Genomic DNA, 26,396 nt, shown 5'->3' on the forward strand with positions numbered 1-26,396 from the left:
TCTGTCGTGGGGTCGGTTTGCGTGAGAGGAGTACGCGGCACCGGCCGGGGCGGGTTGCACGCACCGGCCCGGAAACTTTTCTTCCGTGGGCGTGCAACCTCGCGGAGCGTGTGGCCGTACCTCTGTAGGACGGGTGGGATCGGTTCGGCGGAGGGTCGGGGCGGGTGCGGGAAGCAGTCCGGGAGCGGGAGTTCCGGGAGTTCGCCGAAGCCCGGCAGGGGCAGCTCAGACGCAGCGCGTATCTGCTGTGCGGGGACTGGCACCAGGCCCAGGACCTCACCCAGACGACCCTGATGAAGCTGTACGCCTCCTGGGGCCGCGTCCGCCGCGACGGCAACGTGGAGGCGTACGCCCGTACGATCCTCACCCGCGCCTTCATCGACCAGTACCGCAAGCGGAGTTGGCGGGAGGAGCCGACGGAGGAGCTGCCGGAGCCGGTGTCCGTCGAGCCGCCGGACAACCCCGAGCTGCGGCTGGTGATGCAGGCCGCGCTGATGGAACTGCCGCCCCGCTACCGGGCGGTCCTGGTACTGCGGTTCTGGGAGGACTGGAGTGTGGAGCAGACCGCCGAGGCGCTGCGCGTGACGCCGGGCACGGTCAAGAGCCAGAGCGCCCGCGGTCTCGTCCGGCTGCGCGGGCTCGTCGAGGGCCTGGCGGGCGAGACGAGCGGGAGGTGAGACGGGAGATGTACGACACCCACGACGAAGGTGATCACTTGCGGGGCGCCCTCGAGGCCATCCTCGACGGCTCGCGGGAACCGGCCCTGCCCAGTGTCACCGACGCGGCCGTTGCCGGCGGGCGACGCATCCGACGCCGTCGTACGGTGGTCTCGGGTGCCGTGGGAGCGCTCGTGGCCGCCGCCCTCACGGCCGGGGTCGTGGCCGCGCTGCCCGGTACGGAGCCCGACCGCTCCTCGGTGCCGCTGGCCCCGGCGAGCAGTCCCCCGGCCCCGAGCACTGAGAGTCCGGCTCCGGGACGGCCTTCGGCGGTACCTTCCGAGCCGGAAGCCGTTCCGACACCGGCGGGCACGACTCCGACCGGCACCGCGGCCGGCACCGCGCCCCGGCCGTCGCTCGCGCCCTGAAGGCCGTGTGACAAGATGCTTCGGTCATGCCCCACCAGAAAGGGACGATTCCCATGTCCAGGGTCGAGCTGACCACTAATTTCGGCCGTATCGTCCTCGAGCTCGCCGACGCCGAGGCGCCCCAGACCGTCGAGAACTTCCTGAAGTACGTCGGCAACGGGCACTACGACGGCACGATCTTCCACCGGGTGATCAACGGCTTCATGGTCCAGGGCGGTGGCTTCACCCCGGACATGGTGCAGAAGCCCACGCTCGCGCCGGTCCCGAACGAGGCCGACAACGGGCTGAAGAACACCATGTACACCGTGGCGATGGCGCGCACCAGCGACCCGCACTCGGCGACCGCCCAGTTCTTCATCAACGTCTCCGACAACGAGTTCCTCAACTTCACGGCCAAGAGCCCGAACGGCTGGGGTTACACGGTCTTCGGCAAGGTCGTCGAGGGCCAGGACGTCGTGGACCAGATCAAGGGCGTACCGACCGGCAGCAGCCGCGGTCACGGTGACGTGCCGAAGCAGCCGGTGATCATCGAGTCCGCGAAGGCCGTCGACTGACCTCGCCGGGATACTGACGCGACCTGCGCGGTGCCGTCGGCAGTGCGCGGGTCACGCGGACCGTTTGCGGGCCGCCGTCTTCTTCGCGGTCGTCGCCTTCTTGGCCGACGCGGTCTTCTTCGTCCCCTGTGACGACTTCGCCGTCTTCTTCGCGGCGGCCGTCTTCTTCGTCGCCGTGGTGCTCTTGGCCGTCGACTTCTTGCCGCCCGTCTGCTTCGGCGCCGCGCGCGCCGACTTGCGCTGGGGCAGCTGCCTGACCTCCGCGGGCTCCTCGCCCCGCGACTCCTTCGCCTCCCGCACGCTCTTCTCCAGCGCGGCCATCAGATCGAGGACCTTGCCGGCGCGGGCCTGCTCCGGGGCCTCCGGGGGTGCCTCGCCCGCGGCCTTCGCGGCGACGACCTCCTCCAGGGCCTCGCGGTACTCGTCGTGCAGTTCGTCGAGGTCGATCTCGCCGAGGGTGTCCATCAGGGCGTCGGCGAGGTCGAGTTCCTTGTCACTGATGGTGACCTTGGTGTCGGGGGCGAGGCCCTCGGGCGCGCGGACCTCGTCCGGCCACAGCAGCCCGTGCAGGGCGATGGCGTCCTCGACCACCCGGAGCATGCCAAGGCGTTCGCGGCCGCGCAGCGCGTACTTGGCGATGGCCACCTTGTTGCTGCGCTTCAGCGCCTCCCTGAGCAGGGTGTACGGCTTGGCCGCGGGAGCGCCGCCCGCCTGGAGGTAGTACGACGCGTCCATCTGGAGGGGGTCGATCCGGTCGGCCGGCACGAAGGCGACGATCTCGATGGTCTTGGCCGTCGGGAGCGGCAGATGGGACAGATCCTCGTCGGTGATCGGGATGATCGTGCCGTCCGCGTCCTCGTACCCCTTGCCGATCTCCGCCTGACTGATCTCCCGGTCCTCCAGTTCGCAGACCTTGCGGTAACGGACCCGGCCGCCGTCCTCGGTGTGGATCTGGCGGAAGGAGATCGAGTGGCTCTCGGTGGCGTTGACCAGCTTGATCGGGATGCTGACCAGGCCGAACGAGATGGCACCGTTCCATATGGATCTCACCAGCAGCACCCTTTCTGGGGTTTTACACCGTATCGCCAGGTATGCATGAGATTCTCATCGTATGACGCCGATCACTGAGGTGGAGGGGCGACGGCTCGCGCTCAGCAATCTGGAGAAGGTGCTGTATCCGGCCACGGGCTTCACCAAGGGCGAGCTGCTGCACTACTACGCCACGACGGCCGAGGTGCTGCTCCCCCATCTGCGTGACCGTCCCGTCTCCTTCCTGCGCTATCCGGACGGACCCGACGGTCAGGTGTTCTTCGCCAAGAACGTTCCGCCGGGTACGCCCGACTGGGTCACCACCGCCGAGGTGCCCCGCTCGGAGGGTCCGGCCCGGATGGTGCTCGTGCAGGACCTCGCGAGTCTGATGTGGGCCGCCAACCTGGTCACCGAGTTCCACACCCATCAGTGGCCGATCGGCACCCCCGACGAGGCGGACCGCCTGGTCCTCGACCTCGACCCGGGCGCGCCCGCGACGATCGTCGAGTGCTGCGAGGTCGCGCTCTGGCTCAGGGAGCGGCTGGCGGTGGACGGAATCGAGGCGTACCCGAAGACCGCCGGTTCGAAGGGACTGCATCTGCTGGCGGCGGTGCGGGGGGCGTCACCCGACCAGGTGTCGGAGTACGCCAAGCGGCTCGCCGTGGAGGCGGAGCGGGCGATGCCCCGGCTGGCCCTGCACCGGATGACCCGCAACCTGCGCCCCGGAAAGGTGTTCGTGGACTGGAACCAGAACGCCGCCCGTAAGACGACGGCCACGCCCTACACCCTGCGGGCCCGGGCGCGGCCGCTGGTGTCGGCGCCGGTGACCTGGGCGGAGGTCGAGGAGTGCACGGCACCCGCGCAGCTGGACTTCCAGGCGACGGACATGGGCCCACGCCTGGAGGACCACGGCGATCTGCTGGAACCGCTTCTGGACGGGGAACGGGCGACACCGTTGCCGTAAGGCGCCTATGGGGTGCCTCGCAATGTTGTCGGGCGGCTGCGGGTGCGTTGTGGCTGGTCGCGCAGTTCCCCGCGGGCAGCTGTGCTGGGCTTGGGCCGGGCGCCTAGGGGGTGCCGGGTCAGGTCGTAGGGCGGCTGCAGATGCGTCGTCGCTGGTCGCGCAGTTCCCCGCGCCCATGAGGAGTCCAGTCACCTGCGCCGCAACGGGCCGTTCGCTCCCCTCGCCCGCCACGACGGGCCGTCGTCGCCTCGCGCGGGTCAGACCTGCGTCCAGGTGTGGCGGTCGCGGGCCATCGCGTGCAGAGCCTCCACGTCGGCCGGTTTGAGGGTTCCGCCGAGGCGGGCGAGGGCTTCTAGGTCCGCGTCGGTGAGGATGCGGACCTCGCGGGGCGGGAGGGTGACCGCGAGGTCGGAGGGGCCGACGAGGGCGAGGACCGGGTGGACCTCGGCGGTCAGGGCGTAGGAGGCGCGGTCGGCGTCGGCGCGGACGCGGCGCAGGAGGGGCTCGGGGTCGCGGCGGCCGAGGGTGACCATCGGGTCGGCGACCGTGACCCGCTGCTTGCGGGCGTACAGGGCGTGCACGGCGAACAGTCCGCCGGGACCGATCGCCAGATGGTGGACGCGGTCGCCGCCGGGCAGCGGGACGGAGTGCAGGGTGTGCCAGCCCGCGCCGTCGAGGCGGTCCAGCGCCTCCCCCACGGTCTGCTCGGCCTCCAGGGCCCGCCGACGCGGATCGCGGCGGATCCGGTGCGCGGGCCCGGGGTCCCGGTCCAGGGCGATCTGGAGGGCCTCGCCGGGCCGGTTGGGCGCGAGGTCGTCGTCCGGGTGGAGGGAGAGCCGGGCCAGTTCGGCGGGCGTCGGCACCGGGGGCGGGCCCACGGCCACCCGGCCGGTGAGGAAGGGCCCGAGGACGTCCAGCACGTCCTCCCTGCGGTCCTCGCTCAGCAGATTGATCCGGGCCGCCTCACGGTCGTACCAGGCGATGTTCCTGCCGTCCGTGAGGCAGACGTACAGCCGCTCCTGACCATGGCGCCAGGTCGGCACGACGCGCAGTCCGCTCATGCACATCACCCCATGGACCATGGGAACAGGCGGGGTGCTGCGCAGGCAAGAAGCCGGATACCTTTGGGGTGAGTTGCAGCGAGTTGCAGTGAGTTGCAGGGCTTGGCGCAGGGGCTTGGGGAGGCGCTTTGCGGACCCGCAGGAAGCAACCCGACGTACCGGCTCCGGACAGGGCGTGGGACGAGATCGTCCCCGGGCTGTGGATGGGCGGGCATGAGTTCCGGGGCCTTTCCGGGCAACGGGAGTTCGCCGTCGTACGGGACGAGTTCGAGGTCGTGCAGACGCTGCTGCGGCTGCCGGGCCACGGTCCCGATCCCGGTGTCGAGCACCATGTGTGGCCGATTCCGGACGGCCCGCTGGACGGAACCCAGCTCGCGGGCGTGATCCGCCTGGCACAGGCCGCGAGCGACGCACTGGACGAGGGCCGCACGGTCCTCGTCCGCTGTTATCACGGCTACAACCGCTCGGGCCTGGTCGTCGCGCACGCCCTGGTCCGCAGGGGGCACACGGCCGACGCGGCGATCCGGCTGATCCGGGGCCGGCGCTCGCCCTGGGCGCTGCACAACGAGCTGTTCGTCGAGTACCTCCGGGCCGGCCTGTCGACGGCCCGGCTGCTGGAGGAGCTGACCGAGTAGGCCTGGCCGGGTCCACCGGACGGCAAAAAAGGACGTCCGTACGAATAATGTGTACGGGGCCGACGCCCCCGAACGGCCCCGACCCCAGGAGCACAGTGCCACCCGCCCGCCGCGCACCCCGTACGACCCGTGCCGTAGCCGCCGTCGCCCTGCTGCTCGCGGCCGCGGCGGGCTGTGGGGACGCGGGCGACCTGGTGGGCGCGGGCTCGACGCCGACCGCGATCAGCCCCGACCGGCTGTGGCCGCAGCTGACGCCCGCCTCCAGCCCGGCCTTCGAGATCGGCGAGGTGGACTCGCAGGTCGTGGCGGGCGTCTCGGTGCCCGGCGACGACCTCCGCACGGTGGACCCGGTGGCGCTCGTACGCGCCGAGATCAAGAAGGATCCCAGCGGCTACGCCGGCGCGGGCTACGTCGAGACGGCCCGCCGGATGGCCGACTGCGGCAAGGCGGGGGCGGCCGGTGAGAGGTGTCCCGTGCTGCGGCCGTACTACCGCGACCTGACCGGTGACGGGCACGAGGACCTGACGCTGGGGTTCCGGCAGCTGCCCGGCAATGTCACCGCCGTACGCGTCTACACCGTGGAGAAGCACCGGCTCGTGCGGGTCATGCACTGGGAGGACGCGGTCAGCGGGGTCGAACTGGCCGGGCACTCCGTGATCATCCGTTCGCCGTCCGAGGTGGCCGGCTACGAGTACCGGCTCCAGTGGACCTGGGACCCGCAGCAGAAGTCGATGCTCCTCACGCACGACGAGATGCTGCGCACCGGCAGCCGTGCCCTCGGGGGCCCGTCGAGCCCGGCGCCCGGACCGTCCGCGAGCTCACGATGAGACTCGCGCTGCCCCGCTGGTCCGGCACGCTGGCCGTGAAGGCCGCCGTGTTCATCACCGTGATGTGCTGCGCCCTCGCCGCGCTGCTCGGTGTCCTGGTGCATGTCTCGGTGACGAACCAGACCGTCGGCGAGGCCCGTGACCTGGCGCTGAGCCGGCTGAAGGAGGCGACCGAGGCGTACGAGGCCGGGGACACGCTGATGTGGGACGCGGGCGTGGATCCGCCGGACCTGCCGGGGTCGCTGCGGACGCTGGCGGTGGCCGGGGACCGCGGCACGATGGTCGCCGAGCACCGCGGGCGCCCCACGATGTGGGCCGCGGGGCCGGTGGACGGGAACCGGGCGCTGGCCGTGGAGGTCGACTACTCGCAGGGCGCGCGGACGATCGCGGGACTGGACCGGGCGATCCTGTGGTCGTCGGCGCTGGCGATCACGGCGACGCTGCTGGTGGGGGCGTTCGCGGTCACCCGGGTGACGACACGGCTGCACACGACCGCCCGGGTGGCCCGGCGGATCACCGCGGGGGACCTCGACGCGCGGGTCGGCTATCCGCGGACGGAGGATCCGTCGCGGCCGCAGGACGAGGTGGCCGCGGTGGCCGCCGCGCTGGACTCCATGGCGGGGTCGTTGCAGGGGAAGCTGCTGAGCGAGCAGCGGTTCACCGCGGATGTGGCCCATGAGCTGCGGACGCCGTTGACGGGGCTGCACGCGGCGGCCGAGTTGTTGCCGCCGGGCCGTCCGACCGAGCTGGTACGGGATCGGGTGGCCGCCTTGCGGACCCTGACGGAGGATCTGCTGGAGATCTCCCGGCTGGACACGGGGCGCGAGACGGTGGAGCTGGACACGGAGCGCCTGGCCGCGGTGGCCGAGCGGGTGGTGCGGGCGTCCGGGACCGACACCGAGGTCGTCGTCGTACGGGATCTTGCCGTGGAGACGGACCGGCGGCGGCTGGAGCGCGTGTTGGGGAACCTGGTCGCCAACGCGCACCGGCATGGGCGGGGGCCGGTGTCCGTGACGGTCGACGGGGCTGTGGTGACCGTGCGGGACCATGGGGACGGGTTTCCGGAGTACCTCGTCGAGCACGGGCCGCAGCGGTTCCGCACGGAGGGCGGGGCTCGGGGGCACGGGCTGGGGCTGACCATCGCGGTGGGGCAGGCCGAGGTGTTGGGGGCGCGGCTGTCCTTCTCGAACGCGCAGGACGGTGGGGCGCTCGCGACTCTGACGTTGCGGTAGGTGCTTCTCCTATGGCCCATCTGAAAAGGCGACCCGTCCGCACGCCTCCTAACGTGGCGAACAGTCAGGTTCGCACCCCCCACACGGAGGCCCCCATGTCCCTGCGCTCCCGTCTCCCCATAGCCATCGCCGCCGGCACCCTCGCCGTCACCGCCCTCGCCACGCCCGCTGTCGCCGGCGACGAGTGGGGCGACGACCCGCAGGACGCCTCGGCGAACCACCAGAGCCAGAGCCAGAACTGGAACCAGAACGAGAATCAGAACGAGGGTCAGCACCAGAATCAGAACGAGAACCAGAACTCACGCCTGTCCAGGGGTGTCGTGACGGCCAGTTCGCTGGCACTGCGCGCCGCGCCCAACCGGGGCGGCCAGATCATCCGATGGGCCGACCGCGGCGAGGTCGTCTCCATCTTCTGCAGGACCAACGGCCAGAGCGTCCAGGGCAACCGCCAGTGGTACCTCCTCACGGACGGCACCTGGGCCTGGGGCGCGGCCCGGTACATCAGGACCATCGGCTCGGCGCCACGCTGGTGCTGACATCCCGCGCAAGCTAGGAAGACATACCGCCCTATTTGGGTAAGTTCCGGACATGACCAAGGCCGGAACCATCGTGGCCCCCGCGGACACCTCCGCTCACGCGGTACGCCTGCCCCGGCGCCGTGGCATCGAACTGGCCCTCATCGTCCTCGCCGTGCTGCTGTCGGTGTACGGCTACTGCGCTGTCGGCCTCGCCAGGGACGGCACCGTCCCGCCCGGCGCCGCCGGTTACGGCGCCGGGCTCGGCGTGCTCGCGCTCGTCGCCCATCTGGCGGTGCGGCTGAGGGCGCCGTACGCCGATCCGCTCCTGCTGCCCATCGGGGTACTGCTCAACGGTCTGGGCCTCGTCCTGATCTACCGGCTCGACCTGGAGACACCCGGGGACCGCGCGGCCCCCACCCAGCTCGTGTGGTCCACGGTCGGGGTGACGCTGTTCATCGTGGTCGTGCTGATACTGCGCGACCACCGGGTGCTCCAGCGGTACGCGTACGTCTGTGTCGCCGCCGCGCTCGCCCTGCTGATCCTCCCGATCCTCTTCCCCTCCGTGAACGGTGCCCGCATCTGGATCCGGATCGCCGGGTTCTCCATCCAGCCGGGCGAGTTCGCGAAGGTGCTGCTCGCGGTGTTCTTCGCCGCGTACCTCGCCGCCAACCGGAACGCGCTCGCGTTCTCGGGCCGGCGGTTCTGGGGCCTGCAACTGCCCACCGGACGGGTCCTCGGCCCCCTCGTCACCATCTGGCTGCTCAGCGTCGGGGTCCTGGTCCTGGAGCGCGACCTCGGTACCTCGCTGCTGTTCTTCGGCCTGTTCGTCGTTCTGCTGTACGTCGCCACCGGGCTCACCGGCTGGATCGCGCTGGGGCTGCTGCTGGCCTCCGTCGGCGCCTTCGCCGTGGGCTGGCTGGAGCCGCATGTGCACAGCAGGGTGCAGGACTGGCTGCATCCGTTCGCGTCGATCGAGGCGGGCCAGGGGCCGAACCAGCTCGCGCAGTCCCTGTTCGCCTTCGCGGCGGGCGGGGTCCTCGGCACCGGGCTCGGGCTCGGCCACTCCGTCCTGATCGGCTTCGCCGCGAAGTCCGACTTCATCCTGGCGACGGCAGGCGAGGAACTGGGCCTGGCGGGCCTGTCCGCGATCTTCCTGCTGTACGCCCTCCTCGTGGAGCGCGGCTACCGGGCGGGCCTCGCCCTGCGCGACCCCTTCGGACGGCTCCTGGCGATCGGCCTCGCCTCGATCGTCGCGCTCCAGGTGTTCGTGATCGCGGGCGGGGTCGGCGGGCTGATCCCGCTCACCGGCCTGGCGATGCCGTTCCTCGCACAAGGTGGCTCGTCGGTCGTGACCAACTGGGCGATCGTCGCCCTGCTGATCCGGGTCAGCGACTCGGCCCGGCGCCAGTACGACGGCAAGGAGTCCCCGTGACGACGCGAGACCCCGGCATGACCCGTTACATCCGGCACGCCGCCGGCTTCTGCGCCCTGCTGCTCGTGGCGCTCCTCGTCAACGCGATCCGGGTCCAGGTCTTCGAGGCCCGCTCCCACGACACGAACCCGGCCAACCGCCGCGAGAACATCGCCCGTTACGGCCGGGAGCGCGGTGACATCCTGGTCGGCGGGCGACCGGTCACCGGATCCCGGGACACCGGGGAGCAGCTGCGTTACGAACGGACCTACGAGGACGGGCCGTTGTACGCGCCGGTCACCGGCTTCGCCTCGCAGGAGTACGGCACGACCCTGCTGGAGCACTCCGAGGACACGGTCCTGTCCGGCTCGGACCCGCTGCTGACGCCGTTCCCGCTGTGGAACGACTTCACGAGGAGACGCAACCCGGGCGGGAACGTCGTCACGACGCTCGACGAGGCCGCGCAGAAGGCGGCCTTCCGCGGCCTCGGCGGGCGCAAGGGCGCGGTGGCGGCCGTGGAACCGGCGACGGGACGCATCCTCGCGCTGGTGTCCTCGCCGTCGTACGACCCGGGGGTGCTGTCGGGCAACGACCCCAGGGTGGGCCGGTCCTGGGCGCGCCTCAACGGCGACCCGGACAGGCCGATGCTCAACCGGGCGGTACGGCAGACCTATCCGCCGGGTTCGACGTTCAAGGTGGTCACCGCGGCGGCCGCACTGGACGCGGGGGTGATCAAGGACGTGGACGCGCCGACCGACTCGCCGGCGCCGTACACCCTGCCCGGCACCACCACCTCGCTCAGCAACGAGTCCGACGGCTGCGAGGACCTGTCCCTGCGGGAGGCCTTCCGGTGGTCGTGCAACACGGTGTTCGCGAAGCTCGGGGTGGACGTGGGGGTGGGTGACATGACGGCCACCGCGCACGCCTTCGGCTTCAACGACCACGCGCTGCGGATCCCGTTCTCGGTGGCCCGCAGCACCTTCGACCCGGCCGTCGACAGGGCACAGCTGGCACTGTCCTCGATCGGCCAGTACAACACCCGTGCGACCCCGCTCCAGATGGCGATGGTCTCGGCGGCCGTCGCCAACGGCGGGCAGATCCGCACGCCGTATCTGGTGGAGCGGACCACCACGGACGGCGGCAGCATCCTGGCCACGGCGGGCCCGCGTCCGGTGCGGCAGGCGATGCACCCGGAGACGGCCGCGGTGCTGAAGGAGCTCATGACCCAGGTGGTGACCGAGGGCACCGGCACCAACGCGGCCATCCCCGGCGCGATCGTCGGCGGCAAGACCGGCACCGCCCAGCACGGCATCGGCAACGCCGGGATGCCGTACGCCTGGTTCGTGGCGTGGGCGCAGGGCGAGCGGGACGTGGAGCCCAAGGTCGCCGTGGCCGTGGTGGTGGAGGACGCGTCGGCGGTCCGGGGGGACATCACCGGCGGCGGGGTGGCGGCGCCGATCGCGCGAGCGGTGATGGAGGCGGTGCTCAACTCCAAGGAGTGAGACGGGGGTTGAGGGCCGCCGGGCAGCCGACCTACCGTTCGGTCCATGACTGGAGCCATCGCGTACCAACTCGCCCAGGTGAACATCGGCCGCCTCACAGCCCCTCTGGACTCCGCGCAGTTGAAGGACTTCGTCGACAACCTCGATCCCGTGAACGCCGACGCGGACGCCGCCGACGGGTTCGTCTGGCGGCTGGAGGGCGACTCCGGCGATGCGACGGACATCGCCGTCTTCGGCGACGAGTGGCTGATCATCAACATGTCGGTGTGGCGGGACGCCGACGCGCTCACTGCGTACATGTACCAGGGCCGGCACCGCGCGATGCTCGCCCGCCGCAGGGAGTTCTTCGAGCGGGTCCAGGAGGCGATGGTGGCCCTGTGGTGGGTCCCGGCCGGCCATCGCCCCACGGTCGCCGAGGCGGAGTCCCGACTGCTGCACCTGCGCACCAACGGGCCTACGCCGTACGCCTTCACACTGCGGACACTGTTCCCTGCACAGGGCGCGGAGCCGGTCACCGCCCTGGAACTCCCGGACGACCTGGGGTGCTCGGTCTAGGCCGTCAGCCGATCGGCTTCCGCATCTCCGAGCGGATCTGCAGGGTGGTCACCGCCAGCTTGTCCAGGTCCACGTCCGAGGGGTCCTGGGTCATGGTGGCGGCCCTGAGCTCACCCACCGATGCGCCCGTGTTGGCGTCCGCCCACGCGCAGACGGGAACGGTCATGTCCGTGCCGGCCTGGGTCTTGGTGAGCACCTCACAGGTGACGGTGACGCCGTCGGAACCGTCCGGATGGAAGTCCTGCGGCGCCAGGGCGACCTTGGCGCCCTCACCCTTGTCCGCGCCCTTCATCATGTTGTCCCGCATCTCGGCGGGATCCTTGAACCGCCCGTACATGCCCGACACCACGAGCGAGGCCTCCGTCGTGTTGCCGGCCAGGCTGTACTGCCCGACCGCGACCCCGTCGACCTTGGCCTTCGAGTAGCCGTCCGCCGCGTCCATGATCTTCCGGCCCTCGGAGCCGGAGTAGTCCTGGGCGAGTTCGTACCGGCCGATCAGCAGGGTCCTGGGGAGGGAGAGGGTGTACTCGGCAGCCGGGTAACCGGTGTTCTTCGCCGCCGACTGGAGCATCGCGTATCCCACGAGGATCACCGCGACCAGGCCGACCACCCCGCCGACACTCCCGATCACCAGGCCTCGCCGCTTCGGTGGAGGCGGCGGGGCCATCGGGGGCGCACCCCAGCCGCCGTAACCGTAGGGCTGCGGCGGTTGCGGCTGCGGCTGCCCGTAAGGGCCTGTGGCGTACGGGGCCTGCGGGGGCTGCGGGGGCTGCGGGGGCTGCGGGGGCTGCGGGGGCTGCGGCTGGACGTAGGGGTTCTGGGGCGCGTAGGGATTCTGCGCCCCGTAGGGACTCTGGGGCGGCTGAGGCGTGGACACGTCAGAACATTACTGCGGGTCGGCGGCCCCCGCTGAAATGGCCTCCTCCACCTCCGCGACCCGCTCCCGCTCCTCCGCCGCGAACCGCTCCGCGTCCAGTTTCTCGGCGATCTCCTCGTCCTGGGCCATGAGGAGGTCGAGGTTGGAGTTGCCCATCTCGAAGACGCCCATGTCGACGTAGGCCTGCTGGAGGCGTTTGCCCCACAGGCCGATGTCCTTGACGCAGGGGACGATCCGGGAGAAGAGCAACTGGCGGAAGAGGGCGAGGAATTCGGACCGCTCAGCATATTCCTCGGCCTCCGCCTTCGGGACGCCGAAGTTCTCCAAGACCTCGACTCCGCGCAGCCGGTCGCGCATCAGGTAGCAGCCCTCGATGACAAACTCCTCGCGTTCGCGCAGTTCGGCGTCGGAGAGCTGCTGGTAGTAGTCGCGCAGTGCCATGCGGCCGAAGGCGACGTGGCGGGCCTCGTCCTGCATGACGTAGGCGAGGATCTGCTTGGGGAGGGGCTTGTCGGTGGTGTCGCGGATCATGCCGAAGGCCGCCAGCGCGAGGCCCTCGATGAGGACCTGCATGCCGAGGTAGGGCATGTCCCAGCGCGAGTCGCTCAGTGTGTCGCCCAGCAGGGACCGCAGGTTGTCGTTGATCGGGTACAGCATCCCGATCTTCTCGTGGAGGAAACGGCCGTAGATCTCCGCGTGCCGCGCCTCGTCCATCACCTGGGTCGCCGAGTAGAGCTTGGCGTCGAGGTCGGGCACGGACTCCACGATCCGCGCGGCGCACACCATCGCGCCCTGCTCGCCGTGCAGGAACTGGCTGAACTGCCAGGAGGCGAGGTGCTTGCGGAGCTCACCCTTGTCCTTGTCGGTGAACTTCGCCCAGTACTTGGTGCCATAGAGGGAGATGGACTCGTCGGGGGTGCCGAGGGGGTCGTACGGGTCGACCTCCAGACTCCAGTCGACGCGCTTCTGCCCGTCCCACTGCTTGTCCTTGCCCTTCTGGTACAGGGCGAGGAGGCGGTCGCGGCCGTCGTCGTACTCCCAGCTGAAACGGGCCTTGCCCGTCGCCGGTACCTGCCAGTGGGGGTCCCCGGGATCCGTGGTGTACAGGTCGAAAGTCGGCATGTCCCGCAGGCTGCCCCTTTGTAGACGCCGGGTCAACAAGTCGTGCGCAAGGGATTGACGGCCTTGCTGACAAGCAGTCTCATAAGAGCCATGACGAGTCTGACAGAAGTCGACGCGCTCGACGGGCTGCGTGATGCCCTCGGTCTGCTCAAGGACCGGGAGCAGGTCGCCGAGCGGCTGCTCGACTCCTCCGCGAAGCACTCCTTCGATCCGGACAAGGAACTGGACTGGGACGCGCCCTTCGAGGAGGGCCTGTGGTTCTGGCCGCCGGAACTGGTCTCGCTGTACGACACCCCGATGTGGAAGCGGATGAGCGAGGAGCAGCGGATCCTGCTCTCCCAGCACGAGGCGGCGGCGCTGGCCTCGCTGGGGATCTGGTTCGAGATCATCCTCATGCAGCTGCTGTGCCGTCATATCTACGACAAGGCCGCCACGAGCGCCCATGTGCGGTACGCCCTCACCGAGATCGAGGACGAGTGCCGGCACTCGAAGATGTTCGCGCGGCTGATCACACGGGGCGAGACGCCCTGGTATCCGGTGAGCCGGGCCCATCAGCGGCTCGGGCGGCTGTTCAAGACGATCTCCACGACGCCCGGGTCCTTCACGGCGACGCTGCTCGGTGAGGAGATCCTCGACTGGATGCAGCGGCTGACCTTCCCCGACGAGCGGGTGCAGCCGCTGATCCGGGGGGTGACGCGGATCCACGTGGTGGAGGAGGCGCGGCACGTGCGCTATGCCCGCGAGGAGCTGCGGCGGCAGATGGTCTCCGCTCCGCGGTGGTCGCAGGAGTTCACTCGGGTCACCTCCGGTGAGTTCGCGCGGGTGTTCTCCGTGGCGTTCGTGAACCCGGAGGTGTACACGAACGTGGGCCTCGACCAGCGGGAGGCGTTGGCGCAGGTTCGCGCCAGCGGGCACCGGCGGGAGGTGATGCAGACGGGGGCTCGCCGGTTGACCGAGTTCCTGGACGACATCGGGGTGCTACGGGGTGTGGGCAGGCGGCTGTGGAGGTCATCGGGTCTTCTGGCCTGATGCAGTCCGCGGGCCGGTGGGGGCTGGTCGCGCCCACGTGGCGGAGCCGCACATCGATACAGCCCCGCGCCCCTGGGTGGGTACAGCCGGGCAGGCCCTGACTGCACCCACTCAGGGGCGCGGGGAACTGCGCGACCAGCCACAACGGACCCGCGGACGGCCGACTACCCTTCGAGGCATGACCCCATCCGCGCCCGCCTACCGGAGACTCGGCGTCGAGGAGCGACGCAGTCAGCTTCTCGAGGCCGCCCTGGGCCTCTTCGCGCACCGCGCCCCCGAGGACGTCTCCCTCGACGACGTGGCCGAAGCGGCCGGAGTCTCCCGTCCCCTCGTCTACCGGTACTTCCCCGGCGGCAAGCAGCAGCTGTACGAGGCCGCGCTCCGGTCCGCCGCCGACGAACTGGAGCAGTGCTTCGACGAGCCCCTGGACGGCCCCCTCCTGATCCGCCTCTCCCGCGCCCTCGACCGCTACCTCGCCTTCGTCGACGAGCACGACGCCGGCTTCAGCGCCCTGCTCCAGGGCGGCAGCGTCGTCGAGACGTCCCGGACCACCGCCATCGTCGACGGCGTACGGCGGGCCGCGGCCGAGAACATCCTCAGCCACCTCGGCGTCACCGAGCCCGGCCTGCGGCTGCGCATGACCGTGCGGATGTGGATCACCGCGGTGGAGGCGGCCTCCCTGATCTGGCTCGACGAGAACAAGCAGCCCCCCGTCGAGGAACTGCGCGACTGGCTGGTCGAGCAGTTCGTCGCCGTGCTCTCCGTGACCGCGAACCGTGACCCGCAGACCGCCGCGCTGGTCACGGCCCTCGCGGCGGATGTCTGACACTGGTGCCGTGAAGAGCGAAGACACCCCCTTCGAGGGCGGCCCCATGGACGGCCGGGTGCTGCCCGTGCTGCTGGGACCGACCGGGCACCCGCCGAAGACGTACCGCATCCCCGTCCCCGGCGCGACCGACGGCCCGCCCACCGTACTGGTGTACCGCCGGGTGCCCAGGGGGCACACCAAGCTGGGGATCCAGAAGGGGTGGAAGTACGAGTACGACCCCGAGGGGAAGGCGAGCGACCGGCTGAAGTGGCCGTGGTCCAAGCCCGACAGGCCGGCTGACACCGACGGGTGACGAGGTTGCGCCGAACCGCCCACCCGGCGCGCGAAGACGCCGGCACCGTCTGATGCTCGCCGTGCGGAACAGAGGGGCTGCTCCGCACGGGAGGTGATGACGTGTCAGGAAGGCTCGTACGTCTGGTGTGTACGGCGGCGGTCGCGGCCGGCACCGTCCTCGCGCCGCTGCCCGCGGCGGCCGTACCGGAGCCGGACCCGCGTGAGCGGTCCGTCGCCGATCTGCTGACGGACCTTCAGCGGCTGTACCGGGAGGCGGAGGAGGCCACCGAGACCTACAACGCCACCGCGGAGAAGCTGAAGGAGAAGCGCGCCGAGGTGAGCCGCCTGGACGCCGCGCTCTCCAGGGCCCGGCTCTCGCTGGACGACAGCCGGGGTGCCGCGGGGCGGCTGGCCCGGCAGCAGTACCAGCACAGCAGCACCGACATCTCGCCGTACGTCCGCCTCCTGCTCGCCCGCGACCCCCAGCACGCCCTCGAACAGGGCCATGTCATCGGCGAGTTGGCGCGGGTGCGGGCCAGGACGGTGGGCCGCCTGACCGGTACCGAGCACCGCGCCGACGAACTCGCCCGCCAGGCGCGCAGCGCCCTCGACGACCAGCTCACGCTCGCCGCCCGGCAGAAGAAGAACCGGGACGACGTACGGGGGAAGCTCGCCGGCGTGGAGGGACTCCTCGCCTCCCTCACCGCCGAACAGCTGTCCAAGCTGGCCGAGTTCGAGGAGAAGGGAGTCGAGAAGGCGCAGGAGGAGCTGACGACCTCGGGCGCCCTCGGTGAGGAGGCGCGGAAACCGTCGAGGGAGGGCGAGACGGCCCTGCGGTACGCCCGACAGCAGCTGGGGAAGCCGTACGAATGGGGTGCGGAGGGTCCGAAGACGTACGACTGCTCGGGCCTGACCTCGCAGGCCTGGGCGCACGCCGGTACCTCGATCCCGAGGACCAGCCAGGAGCAGTGGGCCCGGCTCCCGAGGATCCCCCTCAAGGATCTGCGCCCCGGTGACCTGGTGATCTACTTCCCGAAGGCGACGCACGTGGCGATCTACGTCGGCGGGGGCAAGGTGATCGAGGCCCCGAGGACGGGCGAGAGGATCAGGATCTCCCCGATCGCGGCTCACCCGCTCCTCGGAGCCGTACGTCCGGATGACCTACCGGGGGGCGCGGGGCTGACACATCTGCGGCTCCGCCGCGTGGGTGTAACCAGCCACGACGGGTCCGCACCCGCATGACGACGATCAGCCGCCCGCCACCGAAGCGAGGTACGCCCCCGTCTTCTCCGGCTCGTAGAAGAAGTTCTCGAAGTCGGCGGGGTCGTCGAAGCCGTTGGCGAAACGGTCCGCCACCGGCTGCAGCTGCCCGGCCGCGCCGATCAGGTTGAGGATGTGCTCCGGCGGAGGTGCGAGCATCGCGTTGGTCCACTTGGTGACGTGCTGGGCGGTGGCCCAGTACCGCTCGAAGGTCGCCCGCATCCACTCCTCGTCGAACTCCTTGTCGCCCTGGTCGAGGATCGACGCGAGGTAGGAGGCCGCGCACTTGGACGCGGAGTTGGAGCCCTGCCCGGTGATCGGGTCGTTGGCGACGACGACGTCGGCCACACCGAGGACCAGTCCCCCACCGGGCAGGCGGCCTATCGGGTTGCGCACGGTGGGCGCGTAGCGGCCGGCCAGGGTGCCACCGGCGTCCGTGAGTTCGACGTTCGTGGCGCGCGCGTACTCCCAGGGCAGGAACCTCTCCATGAGTTCCAGGGTCAGGGAGAGGTGTTCCGCCGGGTCCTTCACGCCGTTGAAGACATCGAGGGGGCCGCCGGGTATGCCCTCCCAGAAGAGGATGTCGGCGCGCCCGGAGGTGGTGAGCGTCGGCATGACGAACAGTTCGCCGACACCGGGGACGAGGTTGCAGCGGACGGCCTCGGTGTCCGGGTGCTCGGGACGCGGGCCCAGGCCGTGCACGTAGGACACGGCGAGCGCGCGCTGCGGCTGGCTGTACGGGGAGCGCTCCGGGTCACGGGCGAACATCGACACCAGCTCGCCCTTGCCGGCCGAGACCAGCACGAGGTCGTACGTACGGGAGAAGTAGTCGAGGTCGCCGACGGCCGCGCCGTGGATGACGAGCTGGCCGCCGCGCTGGGCGAACGTCTCCATCCAGCCGGCCATCTTCACGCGCTGGTCGACCGACTGCGCGTACCCGCCGAGTGTGCCCAGCCAGTCGATCGCGCGCTGCGAGGGCCCCGGGTCGAACGAGCCGGGGGCCGCCACCGAGACGCCGAGTCCCTCGATCTTCGGGGCCTGGGACTCCCAGAAGTTCAGCTGGAGATCGCGCTCGTGCTGCAGTGCCGTGTGGAACATGCACTGCGTCGACATGACCCGGCCGCTGCGGATCTCGTCCGCCGTCCGGTTGGACATCAGGGTGACCTCGTACCCGTGCGACTGAAGGCCGAGGGCGAGCTGGAGTCCGGACTGGCCGGCTCCGACGACGAGTATCTTCCGCATGCGGGTGATGGCTCCTAACCAGGGCTACTCGGGGGTGACGTCCAGTGCGTGGCCGACGAGGGACAGGAGGGTCTCGACCACCGAGATCTTCCGCCGCGCGTCCATGATCATGACAGGTATGTGCGGGGGGATCGTCAAGGCCTCCCGCACGTCCTCCGGTTCGAAGCGGTCACTGCCGTCGAAGTGGTTGACCGCAACGACGTAGGGCATCCCGCAGCCGTCGAAGTAGTCCAGCGCCGGGAAGCAGTCCTTCAACCGCCTGGTGTCCGCGAGGACGACCGCGCCGATCGCGCCGCGCACCAGGTCGTCCCACATGAACCAGAACCGCTCCTGGCCCGGCGTGCCGAACAGGTACAGGACCAGGTCGTCGTCGAGCGTGATGCGGCCGTAGTCCATGGCCACGGTGGTGGTGACCTTCTCCGGGGTGCCGGAGAGGTCGTCGACCTGCTCGCTGGCCTCGGTCATCAGCGCCTCCGTCTGGAGGGGCTCGATCTCCGAGACGGTGCCGACGAGGGTGGTCTTGCCGACGCCGAAGCCGCCGGCCACGACTATCTTCGTGGCGATGGGGGCCCGCGTGCGGTCCGTCTGCCAGGACTTCAGGTTGTCGTCGGTCTCGACATCGACGAACGGGGTGGCGCCGAACCCTTGGGAGGCGGCGGCGTCAGAGACGACGGAGTCCACTCAGCACCCTTTCCAGCAGAGCGCGGTCGGGACGGCCCGTACCGTGACCGGTCCCGGTGCCGTACACACGGATCTTTCCCTGGTCCGCGAGGTCGCTGAGGAGCACCCGGACCACGCCGAGCGGCATCTTCAGCAGCGCGGCGATCTCGGCCACCGTGCGCATCCGGCGGCACAGTTCGACGATGGCCCGCAGCTCCGGCATGACCGACCTCAGCGAGCCGTTGGTGAGCTCCTTGCGCTCCTCGGGGGCCTCCAGAGCTGCCACGAAGGTCTCGACCAGGAGGACGTGACCGAAGCGGGTCCGGCCCCCGGTGAGCGAGTACGGGCGGACCCGGGCGGGCTTGCGGTCGCCGCCACGGACCGGGAGCTCGGGCCTGTTCGTCATCGGGAGCTCCCTGTCGCGTCGTGCTCCAGCGACTGGCGTAGCTCGCTGCGGAGTTCGGGGGTCAGGACGTGTCCCGCGCGGCCGACGAACAGGGCCATGTGGTAGGCCACCACGCTCATGTCGCAGTCCGCGGAGCCGTGCACACCGAGCAGCGAACCGTCGCTGATCGACATCACGAACAGGCTGCCGTCGTCCATCGCGATCATGGTGTGCTTCGTGGTGCCGAAGTCCATGAGCTTCGCGGCGCCGAGGGTGAGGCTGCCGATGCCGGAGACGATGGTCGCGAGGTCGGCGGAGGAGCCACGCGGTCCGGAGGGCTTCCCCTCGCGGGCCTCACGTGCCTCGGCGTTCCGGTCGGCGTCGGAGGAGAGCAGGAGCAGGCCGTCGGAGGAGACCACGGCGACGGACTGGACGCCGGGGACCTCCTCGACGAGGTTGGTCAGCAGGAAGTGGAGATTGCGGGCTTCACGACTCAGTCCGAAGGTACTGGGCGCGGTCAACTGCTTGCCTCCTCGGCTGTGCCCCCCGTGGCTTCTTCGGATGCGGTGCGTTGTTCTGCGGTCGGCAGCTTGGTCTCGCCGGTCTGTTCCTTGATCTCCGCCTCCACGTCCCGGTAGCCGGCCTCCGCCCCCCGGCGGAAGCCGCCCAGCCTGCGGCGGAGGGCGTCGGCGTCCACGGACGCGTTGCGCCGTCGTGGGGCCGGGGCGGTGGGTGCGGTGATCTTGGGGGTGCGCTTGGGGAGGCCCTTGTCGGTGAGGGGCTCCTGTTCGGTGACGGGCTCCTCGTCGGCGCGGGTGTGTTGTGTCTCCGCTTCACCGTCGGCCGCGGGTGCGGGCGCCGACGGCTCTTCCGGGACGGGGGTCGGCCGCACGCGGTCCGGCTCATCCTGTGCCGGGACCGGGGCCAGGAGCTCCATGGTCGTCTCGGCCGGGGATTCCGTCGTCGTCTCGGCCGGGGGCTCCGCCTCCGCGTGGCGTACGGCCTTCTCGGCCATGGCGACCAGGGGGTCACCGCCCTGCGAACGGCCGTTCAGGACGTTGGAGTTGACCTCCGCGTCGGCGCCGGGCAGCGAGAAGGAGTGGGTCGCGCCGGTGACCGGGCCGGTGCCGGATGCCGGTACGGCGGACGTGGGCGCGGCGGTGAGCAGCGGCTTGGGGAGGACCACCACCGCGGCGACACCGCCCTGCTTCTGCTCGCGCAGCTGCACGCGGACGCCGTGCCGGTGGGCGAGGCGGGCCACGACGTACAGGCCGAGACCGAGACCCTCGTCGCCTTCGTCGTACGACTCGTAGGCGGCCTCAGGATCGAAGTCGGCGAGGCGGGAGTTGAGGGTGGCCATCCGCTCGGCGGTCATGCCGATGCCCTCGTCGTGAACGGAGAGCATGACCTCGCCGCTCTCCAGGAGCCAGCCGGAGACCTCGACGGGCAGGTCGGGCGGGGAGAACGAGGTGGCGTTCTCCATCAGTTCGGCCAGCAGGTGCGAGAGGTCGTCCGCGGCGAAGCCGACCACGTGGGCGTGCGGCGGCAGGGCGGCGATACGGACGCGCTCGTAGCGCTCGATCTCGCTGACCGCGGCCCGGACCACGTCGACGAGCGGGACAGGGCCTGCGCTCTGCTGCACGTGTTCGGTGCCGGCCAGGACGAGGAGGTTCTCGCTGTGGCGGCGCATCACCGTGGCGAAGTGGTCGAGCTTGAAGAGGGTCGCGAGGCGCTCCGGGTCCTGCTCGCGCTCCTCCAGGCTCTCGATGACGCCGAGTTGACGCTCGACGAGGCCGAGGGTGCGCAGCGCCAGGCTGACGAAGGTGGCGCCGATGGTGGTGCGCAGCCGCTCCAACTGGGCGGCGGACTCGGCGAGTTCGCTCTTCAGCTGCTCGCGGGCGTCCGCCATCCGCTGCCGCTGGCCGACCAGGTGCTTGCGGTCGGACTCCAGGGTGGCGATCCGCTCGGCGAGCGCGACGGCGTGCGCGTGCAGGGCGTTGACGGAGCGGACGACCTGGGCGAACTCGTCGTTGCGGCCGGTGAAGGAGACCGCTTCCTCGGCGGCCGGGTCCTCGGCCCCGGCGAGCCGGGCGGAACCGCGGCGCAGCACGGACAGGGGGCGGGTGAGGGTGCGGGCCATGGCGGTGGCGACGCCGACGGCCAGCAGCATCAGGGCGCCGAGGATCGCGACGCGCAGCTCCAGCGTGGAGACGTCGTCGTCGCGCAGCTGGGCGAGCTCCTTGACCCGGCGTTCGAAGAGCGCGGACTCGGCGCCGCGCATGAGGTCGACGCGGGCGGAGAGGGCCGCGTCGAGCTTGTTGGTTCTGGTGCCGAGTTCGCCGTCGGTGAGGGTGGGCTGGTCGGTGAGGGCGGCGAGGTACTTGTCGGCGGAGTTGACCTCGGGGCCGGTGACCGTGGAGTCGTAGCTCGCCTTGGCGGCGGCGGGCGCGGATTCCTGGAAGTCGGAGAGGGCCGCGTCGGAGCGCAGCCGGGCCTGCTGTGCGGCGGCGCTGAGCGCGTCACGCTGAGCGGCGTCGGCCTTGGAGGAGACCTTCTCGGTTTTCGTCAGGCCGGTGATCGGGTCGTAGACGCTCTGGGTCGTCGTCGGCACACTGAGCGCCGCCAGCAGCAGTCCGCGGGTGGCGGCGGCCTGCTGTACGGCGGAGTCCAGCTCGGCGAGGGAGTAGGCGCCGGAGCCGGCGCGGGCCGGCATCTTCTCGGCCAGTTCCTCGGCGAGCCGGTGCAGTTCCGTGATGGCGGCCGAGTACGCGGTGTGCGCCTGGAGCGCGTTGTCCTTGCCGGTGAGCGCGGAGCGTCGTACGGCGGCGATGTCGTCGAGGTCGGCACGCAGGGTCGTGGACAGGTCGCTGTCGGCGCGCAGTTCCTCGACCTGGCGGTCGACGCGGGCGCTCGACTGCTCGCCGGGCGCCTTCGACCTGAGCCGTCCGGCCGCGATGTAGGGGGTGACCTCGTCGCGTTCGTCGGCGAGCGCGTGGGCGAGGTCGAGGGCGTCCTGGGTCTGCTCGGCGAGTGTCACCAGGTCCTGGGAGTCGTGGAGTTCTCCGGAGGCGGTGACGAGGGAGGGGGCGCCGGCTCCGGCGATCGCGGCAGCCACGACGGCGACGGCGAGAATCAGCCGGGTGCGGACGTGGGTGCGGCGGCCCTTGCCGACGGGAGTCTCGGGGGTGCCGGGCGTGGCGGGTGTGCGCTCCGCGCCGTTGCCGGAGGCCGTCTGCTTGCCTGTGCGACGAGGCCGCGTCTTCTGCACCGCTGCTCGCATTCCTGAACTCGTGATACCCATGGGTCCGGGGTGACGCTCCGTCAACTGGTGTGCACACCGGGGTACGGTTCCCGACCCTCCCAGCGCCGGTGGGCGGTGGTCGCGCATCGCCTGAGCCGCCACCCGAAGGAGTGAACCCCGGAGGGGAGTTGGCGGGCAAGTTCCTGCGGCACGCGCACGGACCTTGTGCGGCAGGCCGGTTGGACGTCGGCGAAGACCGGTGGCAGTATTCGCCACCACGCGTGCCCGGAGTCAGCCATTCCACCCCAAACCTGGCGCCTGACCTGCGCGACTACGTCAATTCCGCGATTGTTGCCATGCTTTGACGGAGCTTGTGAAGGGCTCGTGCAGACTGGCCGAATGCGTACGGAACTTGTCTCGGAACCCGGCGATGTCCAGCGGCCCAACGAGGACTTCGCGAGTGTCGCGCTCCCCGCTTCCGCAGCGGGTGGCGTGCTGGTCGCGCTCGACGGGGTCACGCCGCCCGCCGGTCCGACGGGCTGTCTGCATTCCGTCCCCTGGTTCACGGCCCACCTCGGCGGGGCGCTGACCGAACTGGCCGTTTCGCTCATGGATGTTCCACCGGCCGTGGTGCTGTCCCGGGCGATCGCGCGCACAGCGGAGACACATGGTGAAGGTTGTGACCTTTCTCACCCGCGTACGCCGCAGGCGACGGTGGTGATGGCGCGGTGGTCCCCGGAGTCGGTCGAGTACCTGGTCCTGTCGGACTCGGCACTGCTGGTGGAGGGGCCGGACGGGGTGGTCACGCCGGTGCTGGACGACCGCCTGTCACGCCTTCCGCGCGCCTCGCTCGCCACGGACGCGCTGATCGACGCCACCCTCCGCAACAAGGAGGGCGGCTTCTTCACGGCGGCGGCGGATCCGTCGGTGGCGGCCCGCGCGGTGACGGGGGTGCTGCCGCGGTCGTCGGTGCGCACCCTGCTGGCCCTGACGGACGGGGCGGCGCGGTGGGTGGAGAAGTTCCACGAGGGCGGCTGGGCGGACTGCCTCGACTTCGTACGCAAAGAGGGGGCGCAGGCGTTGGTGGACCGCGTCCGGGAGCTGGAGCGGGCGGACACGGAGACCCGCACGTATCTGGGCCGCGGCAAGACCCACGACGACGCGACGGTGGTGTACGCGGAGTTGTGAGGGGAGGCGGGGGAGCGTTGCGGCGCGATGCGATGCGGCGCCGGGAACCTGGCCGCGTCGGTAGTCACGGCGGATCACAGGCGAACCCTGGCCGCGTCGGCCCGCACGGCGGATCGCAGGCGGGCCCTGGCCGCGTCGGCCCGCACGGCGGATCGCGGGCGGGCCCTAGTCGCCTCGGCCCGCACGGCAGATCCCGGGCGAAACCCCGGCCGCGTTGACCCACACGGCGCATCGCAGGCGAACCCCGGCCGCCTCGGTCCGCACGACGGATCACAGGAACCCCGGCCACCTCGACCCACACGACGCATCGCACGCGGACGCCGGCCGCGTCGACCCACGCGACGCATCCCACGCGAACCCCGGCCGCCTCGACCCACACGACGCATCCCACGCGAACCCCGGCCGCCTCGACCCACACGACGGATCGCAAGCCGGCCCGAGACCCGGTTCCTCACGATCCGCGGACGGTGGACAGGCTGCCTCCGGAACGGACACCCGCGCGGTGTGATGGGCGGCGCCGACCGGGCTCCGGCGCGGCGGGGCTCGGTCGAGGCGTACGCCCGCGCGGCGCGATACGCCATCGACCGGGTACGGCCACGACAGGCCCGGGCCTGAGCAGACTGCCCCCGCAGTGCAATCGACGGCATCGACCGGGCACCGGCACGACGGGCACTCGCCCGGAGCAGACCGCCACCCGACGCGCTGGGCAGCGCCGCCCAGGCACCACCACGGCACTCCGCCGGCCGGACCAGACGCCCATGCTCGACGTATCGACCCGGCACCACCGCGACGACCACCCGCCTGAGGCAGGCCGCCACCCGACTCCACCGCAACGCCCGCCCGCCCTGAGCCCACGCCTGCGCAGTGCGGCTCGACAGCGCCACAACACCTGCCCCGCCGAAGCAACCGCCTGCCTTGCTCGACACATCGACCCGGCACCGCCACGACGGGCAGCTGTCTGAACGGAGCGCCAACCGGCTTACTCGACAGCGCCGCCCCCACAGCGGCACAACACGCGCCCGGTCGGACCAGACGCCCGCGCTCGACGTATCAACTCGCCCCGGCACCACCGCGACGACCACCCGTCCGGAGCAGACCGCCACCCGACTTCACCACAATGCCCGCCCGAACGGAGCAGTGCCCGCCCAGCGTGCTCGACCGCACTCACCCGGTGCCAGCACCCCGACGCCCACCCGGCCGGACCAGCCGTCCGCCCAGCGCACTCGACCGCATCGGCACGGCAGCACCCCAACCGGGGTCCGAGCCACCTCGTCCGGCGGAACGTCGTCCCGGTGGTGGGCTACTTCTCCATGCCCCGGTTCAGCTGGTGCAGCAGTCGGGCCAGTTCGGTGACCTCTCCCGGATCCCAGTGCGCCAGGCGGCCCGCGTACCGGGCCCGGCGTGCGTCGCGGACCCTCTGTACCCGGGAGCGGCCCTCCTCCGTGAGGTCCACCAGCCAGGCCCGGCCGTCCGCCGGGTCGGGTTCGCGGGCGACGAGGCCCAGGTCCTCCAGGGCGCGCAGCTGGCGGGACATCGTGGCCTTGCCGACACCGATGTAGGCGGCGAGCTCGGTGGCACGCTGGCGGCCGCATTCATCCAGTCGGACGAGCAGTCCGTAAGCCGCCGACTCCAGGTCGGGATGGACCTCACGGGCCATCTCCCCCTGGTTGGCCCGGGCGCGGCGCAGCAGGACGGTCAACTCGCGTTCCAGCGCCAGGAATCCGGGCTGGTCCACCCCGTTCGGCGCCACGTCGGGCGCGCCCCGGCCACCCCCGCCGTTTCCGTCTTCGTGCACGTCAGCCCCTGCCTTGAATTTCCCGGTCGTGAAAGTTTCCGCCAAATTGCGACATCCCCGCAGCTCCGTAAGTATTTCGCAGGGCTAGACCAACGGCAGCCTCCGGCCCCTCTTCACACCGCTTCGTCCCCGTACGTAACGTCTCCACCGAGCGGAGGCTGGCATGCCCACGTCAGCTTGACATGGCCTTCCCCTGTCCCCCACCGAGCATCACCGAGCCCTCGGAGGCACGCCATGCCCGTGCACAGACCCGGATTGATACGTCCCCGACGCCACTTCCTCGTCGGACTCCTGCTCACCGCGTTCTCCCTGCTCCACACGGCCCCCGCCCCGGCCGTGGAATCCCCCGAGGCCACCGCCACCCCGGCCCGCGGCTCCGCCCACATGGGAATGGGCGTCGTAGCGCACGACGGCCAGGACGGTCTGCCCACCGGCACCCGCGCCACCCAGACCGAGGGGGTCGACGTCGCCAGCTATCAGGGCAACGTCGCCTGGTCGACCCTGTGGAACAGCGGCACCCGGTGGGCGTACACCAAGGCGAGCGAGGGGACGTACTACACGAACCCCTACTACTCCCAGCAGTACACCGGCTCCTACGGCGTAGGGATGATCCGCGGGGCCTACCACTTCGCCACCCCGGACACCACGAGCGGCGCAACGCAGGCCGACTACTTCGTCGACCACGGCGGCGCCTGGTCCGGGGACGGCCGGACACTGCCCGGCGTGCTCGACATAGAGTGGAACCCCTACGGCGACGCCTGCTTCGGCAAGTCGCCGAGCGCGATGGTCACCTGGATCCGCGACTTCCTGAACCAGTACAAGGCGCGCACCGGCCGTCAGGCCGTCATCTACACCGCCACCACCTGGTGGAACCAGTGCACCGGCAGCTACGGCGGCTTCTCCGCCAACCCGCTGTGGATCGCCCATTACGCGTCGACGGCCGGCACCCTCCCGGCCGGCTGGAGCACGTACACCATCTGGCAGTACACCTCCTCCGGCCCGACGGTCGGTGACCACGACCGCTTCAACGGGGCGCTCGACCGGGTGCAGGCACTCGCCAACGGCTGACCATCCCGGCGGTGTACGTCCCGGTGTACGGCGAAGGCCCGGGCCTCCCTCACGA

The 26,396-nt window shown here is 71.0% G+C and carries 27 protein-coding genes; 17 read left to right on the plus strand and 10 right to left on the minus strand.

Features of this window, described 5'->3' with window-relative positions; genetic code table 11:
- The first annotated feature begins 164 nt into the window (after nucleotides 1-164).
- Genes ABZT06_RS35915 through ABZT06_RS35925 form a run of 3 tightly spaced genes read left to right on the plus strand, consistent with a single transcriptional unit; the run spans nucleotide 165 to nucleotide 1,638 of the window.
- On the plus strand, nucleotides 165-677 hold the full coding sequence (locus ABZT06_RS35915) for a SigE family RNA polymerase sigma factor (protein WP_355750866.1): 513 nt from the start codon (nucleotides 165-167) through the stop codon (nucleotides 675-677).
- Nucleotides 678-685: 8 nt separating this feature from the next.
- Nucleotides 686-1,084 (plus strand): hypothetical protein, encoded by a 399-nt coding sequence (locus ABZT06_RS35920; RefSeq protein WP_355750869.1) that lies wholly within the window; start codon nucleotides 686-688, stop codon nucleotides 1,082-1,084.
- 47 nt (nucleotides 1,085-1,131) lie between these two features.
- The gene (locus ABZT06_RS35925; protein ID WP_355751149.1) at nucleotides 1,132-1,638 is read left to right on the plus strand and encodes a peptidylprolyl isomerase; all 507 of its coding nucleotides are present in this window, start codon (nucleotides 1,132-1,134) and stop codon (nucleotides 1,636-1,638) included.
- Between the two features lie 51 nt (nucleotides 1,639-1,689).
- On the opposite strand, the gene ABZT06_RS35930 is transcribed toward ABZT06_RS35925, so the two are convergent.
- Nucleotides 1,690-2,688, minus strand: a complete 999-nt coding sequence (locus tag ABZT06_RS35930) for a Ku protein (RefSeq protein WP_355750872.1) — start codon at nucleotides 2,686-2,688, stop codon at nucleotides 1,690-1,692.
- Between the two features lie 61 nt (nucleotides 2,689-2,749).
- Here ABZT06_RS35930 and ligD point away from each other — a divergent pair, with 61 nt between their 5' ends.
- Complete coding sequence (gene ligD / locus ABZT06_RS35935) at nucleotides 2,750-3,631, plus strand: non-homologous end-joining DNA ligase (protein WP_355750875.1); 882 nt, start codon at nucleotides 2,750-2,752, stop codon at nucleotides 3,629-3,631.
- Nucleotides 3,632-3,888: 257 nt separating this feature from the next.
- Here ligD and ABZT06_RS35940 read toward each other — a convergent pair whose 3' ends face one another.
- Entirely contained in the window at nucleotides 3,889-4,692 is an 804-nt protein-coding gene (locus ABZT06_RS35940; protein WP_355750878.1) for a nuclease-related domain-containing protein, read from the minus strand.
- A gap of 128 nt (nucleotides 4,693-4,820) precedes the next feature.
- Here ABZT06_RS35940 and ABZT06_RS35945 point away from each other — a divergent pair, with 128 nt between their 5' ends.
- From ABZT06_RS35945 to ABZT06_RS35975, 7 genes are all read left to right on the plus strand, one after another.
- A complete protein-coding gene (locus ABZT06_RS35945; RefSeq protein WP_355750881.1) occupies nucleotides 4,821-5,327 on the plus strand; it encodes a dual specificity protein phosphatase family protein in 507 nt (168 codons plus the stop codon).
- A 47-nt stretch (nucleotides 5,328-5,374) separates the two neighbouring features.
- Entirely contained in the window at nucleotides 5,375-6,154 is a 780-nt protein-coding gene (locus tag ABZT06_RS35950) for a hypothetical protein (RefSeq protein ID WP_355750884.1), read from the plus strand.
- Nucleotides 6,151-7,386 carry a HAMP domain-containing sensor histidine kinase gene (locus ABZT06_RS35955; RefSeq protein WP_355750887.1) on the plus strand — a complete coding sequence of 412 codons (1,236 nt, stop codon included), beginning with the start codon at nucleotides 6,151-6,153 and terminating at the stop codon, nucleotides 7,384-7,386. The genes ABZT06_RS35950 and ABZT06_RS35955 overlap by 4 nt, the downstream gene beginning before the upstream one ends.
- Before the next feature lie 95 nt (nucleotides 7,387-7,481).
- Complete coding sequence (locus ABZT06_RS35960) at nucleotides 7,482-7,922, plus strand: SH3 domain-containing protein (RefSeq protein ID WP_355750890.1); 441 nt, start codon at nucleotides 7,482-7,484, stop codon at nucleotides 7,920-7,922.
- Nucleotides 7,923-7,974: 52 nt separating this feature from the next.
- Entirely contained in the window at nucleotides 7,975-9,336 is a 1,362-nt protein-coding gene (locus ABZT06_RS35965) for an FtsW/RodA/SpoVE family cell cycle protein (RefSeq protein ID WP_355750893.1), read from the plus strand.
- Nucleotides 9,337-9,353: 17 nt separating this feature from the next.
- A complete protein-coding gene (locus tag ABZT06_RS35970) occupies nucleotides 9,354-10,817 on the plus strand; it encodes a penicillin-binding transpeptidase domain-containing protein (protein ID WP_355751152.1) in 1,464 nt (487 codons plus the stop codon).
- A gap of 45 nt (nucleotides 10,818-10,862) precedes the next feature.
- Entirely contained in the window at nucleotides 10,863-11,372 is a 510-nt protein-coding gene (locus ABZT06_RS35975) for a DUF3291 domain-containing protein (RefSeq protein ID WP_355750896.1), read from the plus strand.
- Nucleotides 11,373-11,376: 4 nt separating this feature from the next.
- On the opposite strand, the gene ABZT06_RS35980 is transcribed toward ABZT06_RS35975, so the two are convergent.
- Together ABZT06_RS35980 and ABZT06_RS35985 are read right to left on the minus strand one after the other, a co-directional pair.
- Nucleotides 11,377-12,249, minus strand: coding sequence for a hypothetical protein (locus tag ABZT06_RS35980; RefSeq protein WP_355750899.1), 873 nt, complete (start codon nucleotides 12,247-12,249; stop codon nucleotides 11,377-11,379).
- 9 nt (nucleotides 12,250-12,258) lie between these two features.
- The gene (locus tag ABZT06_RS35985) at nucleotides 12,259-13,371 is read right to left on the minus strand and encodes a ferritin-like domain-containing protein (RefSeq protein ID WP_355750902.1); all 1,113 of its coding nucleotides are present in this window, start codon (nucleotides 13,369-13,371) and stop codon (nucleotides 12,259-12,261) included.
- 90 nt (nucleotides 13,372-13,461) lie between these two features.
- On the opposite strand from ABZT06_RS35985, the gene ABZT06_RS35990 reads away from it, so the two are divergent.
- From ABZT06_RS35990 to ABZT06_RS36005, 4 genes are all read left to right on the plus strand, one after another.
- Nucleotides 13,462-14,400 (plus strand): diiron oxygenase, encoded by a 939-nt coding sequence (locus tag ABZT06_RS35990; protein ID WP_355750905.1) that lies wholly within the window; start codon nucleotides 13,462-13,464, stop codon nucleotides 14,398-14,400.
- A 178-nt stretch (nucleotides 14,401-14,578) separates the two neighbouring features.
- The gene (locus ABZT06_RS35995; protein WP_355750908.1) at nucleotides 14,579-15,226 is read left to right on the plus strand and encodes a TetR/AcrR family transcriptional regulator; all 648 of its coding nucleotides are present in this window, start codon (nucleotides 14,579-14,581) and stop codon (nucleotides 15,224-15,226) included.
- A complete protein-coding gene (locus tag ABZT06_RS36000) occupies nucleotides 15,219-15,521 on the plus strand; it encodes a hypothetical protein (RefSeq protein WP_355750911.1) in 303 nt (100 codons plus the stop codon). Before ABZT06_RS35995 ends, ABZT06_RS36000 begins: the two co-directional genes overlap by 8 nt.
- A gap of 101 nt (nucleotides 15,522-15,622) precedes the next feature.
- Entirely contained in the window at nucleotides 15,623-16,744 is a 1,122-nt protein-coding gene (locus ABZT06_RS36005) for an NlpC/P60 family protein (RefSeq protein WP_355750914.1), read from the plus strand.
- A gap of 6 nt (nucleotides 16,745-16,750) precedes the next feature.
- On the opposite strand, the gene ABZT06_RS36010 is transcribed toward ABZT06_RS36005, so the two are convergent.
- From ABZT06_RS36010 to ABZT06_RS36030, 5 genes are read right to left on the minus strand one after another with little or no spacing between them, the layout of a single operon-like run.
- A complete protein-coding gene (locus ABZT06_RS36010; RefSeq protein WP_355750917.1) occupies nucleotides 16,751-18,004 on the minus strand; it encodes a styrene monooxygenase/indole monooxygenase family protein in 1,254 nt (417 codons plus the stop codon).
- A gap of 24 nt (nucleotides 18,005-18,028) precedes the next feature.
- Nucleotides 18,029-18,685, minus strand: a complete 657-nt coding sequence (locus tag ABZT06_RS36015; RefSeq protein WP_355750919.1) for an ATP/GTP-binding protein — start codon at nucleotides 18,683-18,685, stop codon at nucleotides 18,029-18,031.
- Entirely contained in the window at nucleotides 18,666-19,070 is a 405-nt protein-coding gene (locus tag ABZT06_RS36020) for a DUF742 domain-containing protein (protein WP_355750922.1), read from the minus strand. The genes ABZT06_RS36015 and ABZT06_RS36020 overlap by 20 nt, the downstream gene beginning before the upstream one ends.
- Complete coding sequence (locus tag ABZT06_RS36025; RefSeq protein ID WP_355750924.1) at nucleotides 19,067-19,570, minus strand: roadblock/LC7 domain-containing protein; 504 nt, start codon at nucleotides 19,568-19,570, stop codon at nucleotides 19,067-19,069. The genes ABZT06_RS36020 and ABZT06_RS36025 overlap by 4 nt, the downstream gene beginning before the upstream one ends.
- Nucleotides 19,567-22,317 (minus strand): nitrate- and nitrite sensing domain-containing protein, encoded by a 2,751-nt coding sequence (locus ABZT06_RS36030; RefSeq protein ID WP_355750927.1) that lies wholly within the window; start codon nucleotides 22,315-22,317, stop codon nucleotides 19,567-19,569. The genes ABZT06_RS36025 and ABZT06_RS36030 overlap by 4 nt, the downstream gene beginning before the upstream one ends.
- 372 nt (nucleotides 22,318-22,689) lie before the next feature.
- Here ABZT06_RS36030 and ABZT06_RS36035 point away from each other — a divergent pair, with 372 nt between their 5' ends.
- Entirely contained in the window at nucleotides 22,690-23,478 is a 789-nt protein-coding gene (locus tag ABZT06_RS36035) for a hypothetical protein (protein WP_355750930.1), read from the plus strand.
- A 1,300-nt stretch (nucleotides 23,479-24,778) separates the two neighbouring features.
- On the opposite strand, the gene ABZT06_RS36040 is transcribed toward ABZT06_RS36035, so the two are convergent.
- Entirely contained in the window at nucleotides 24,779-25,273 is a 495-nt protein-coding gene (locus ABZT06_RS36040; RefSeq protein WP_355750933.1) for a MarR family transcriptional regulator, read from the minus strand.
- A 234-nt stretch (nucleotides 25,274-25,507) separates the two neighbouring features.
- Here ABZT06_RS36040 and ABZT06_RS36045 point away from each other — a divergent pair, with 234 nt between their 5' ends.
- Nucleotides 25,508-26,341 (plus strand): lysozyme, encoded by an 834-nt coding sequence (locus ABZT06_RS36045; protein WP_355750936.1) that lies wholly within the window; start codon nucleotides 25,508-25,510, stop codon nucleotides 26,339-26,341.
- Nucleotides 26,342-26,396 lie beyond the last annotated feature (55 nt).

Origin of the sequence: Streptomyces sp. NPDC005483 (assembly GCF_040606035.1) — a bacterium.
Classification (GTDB): Bacteria; Actinomycetota; Actinomycetes; order Streptomycetales; family Streptomycetaceae; genus Streptomyces.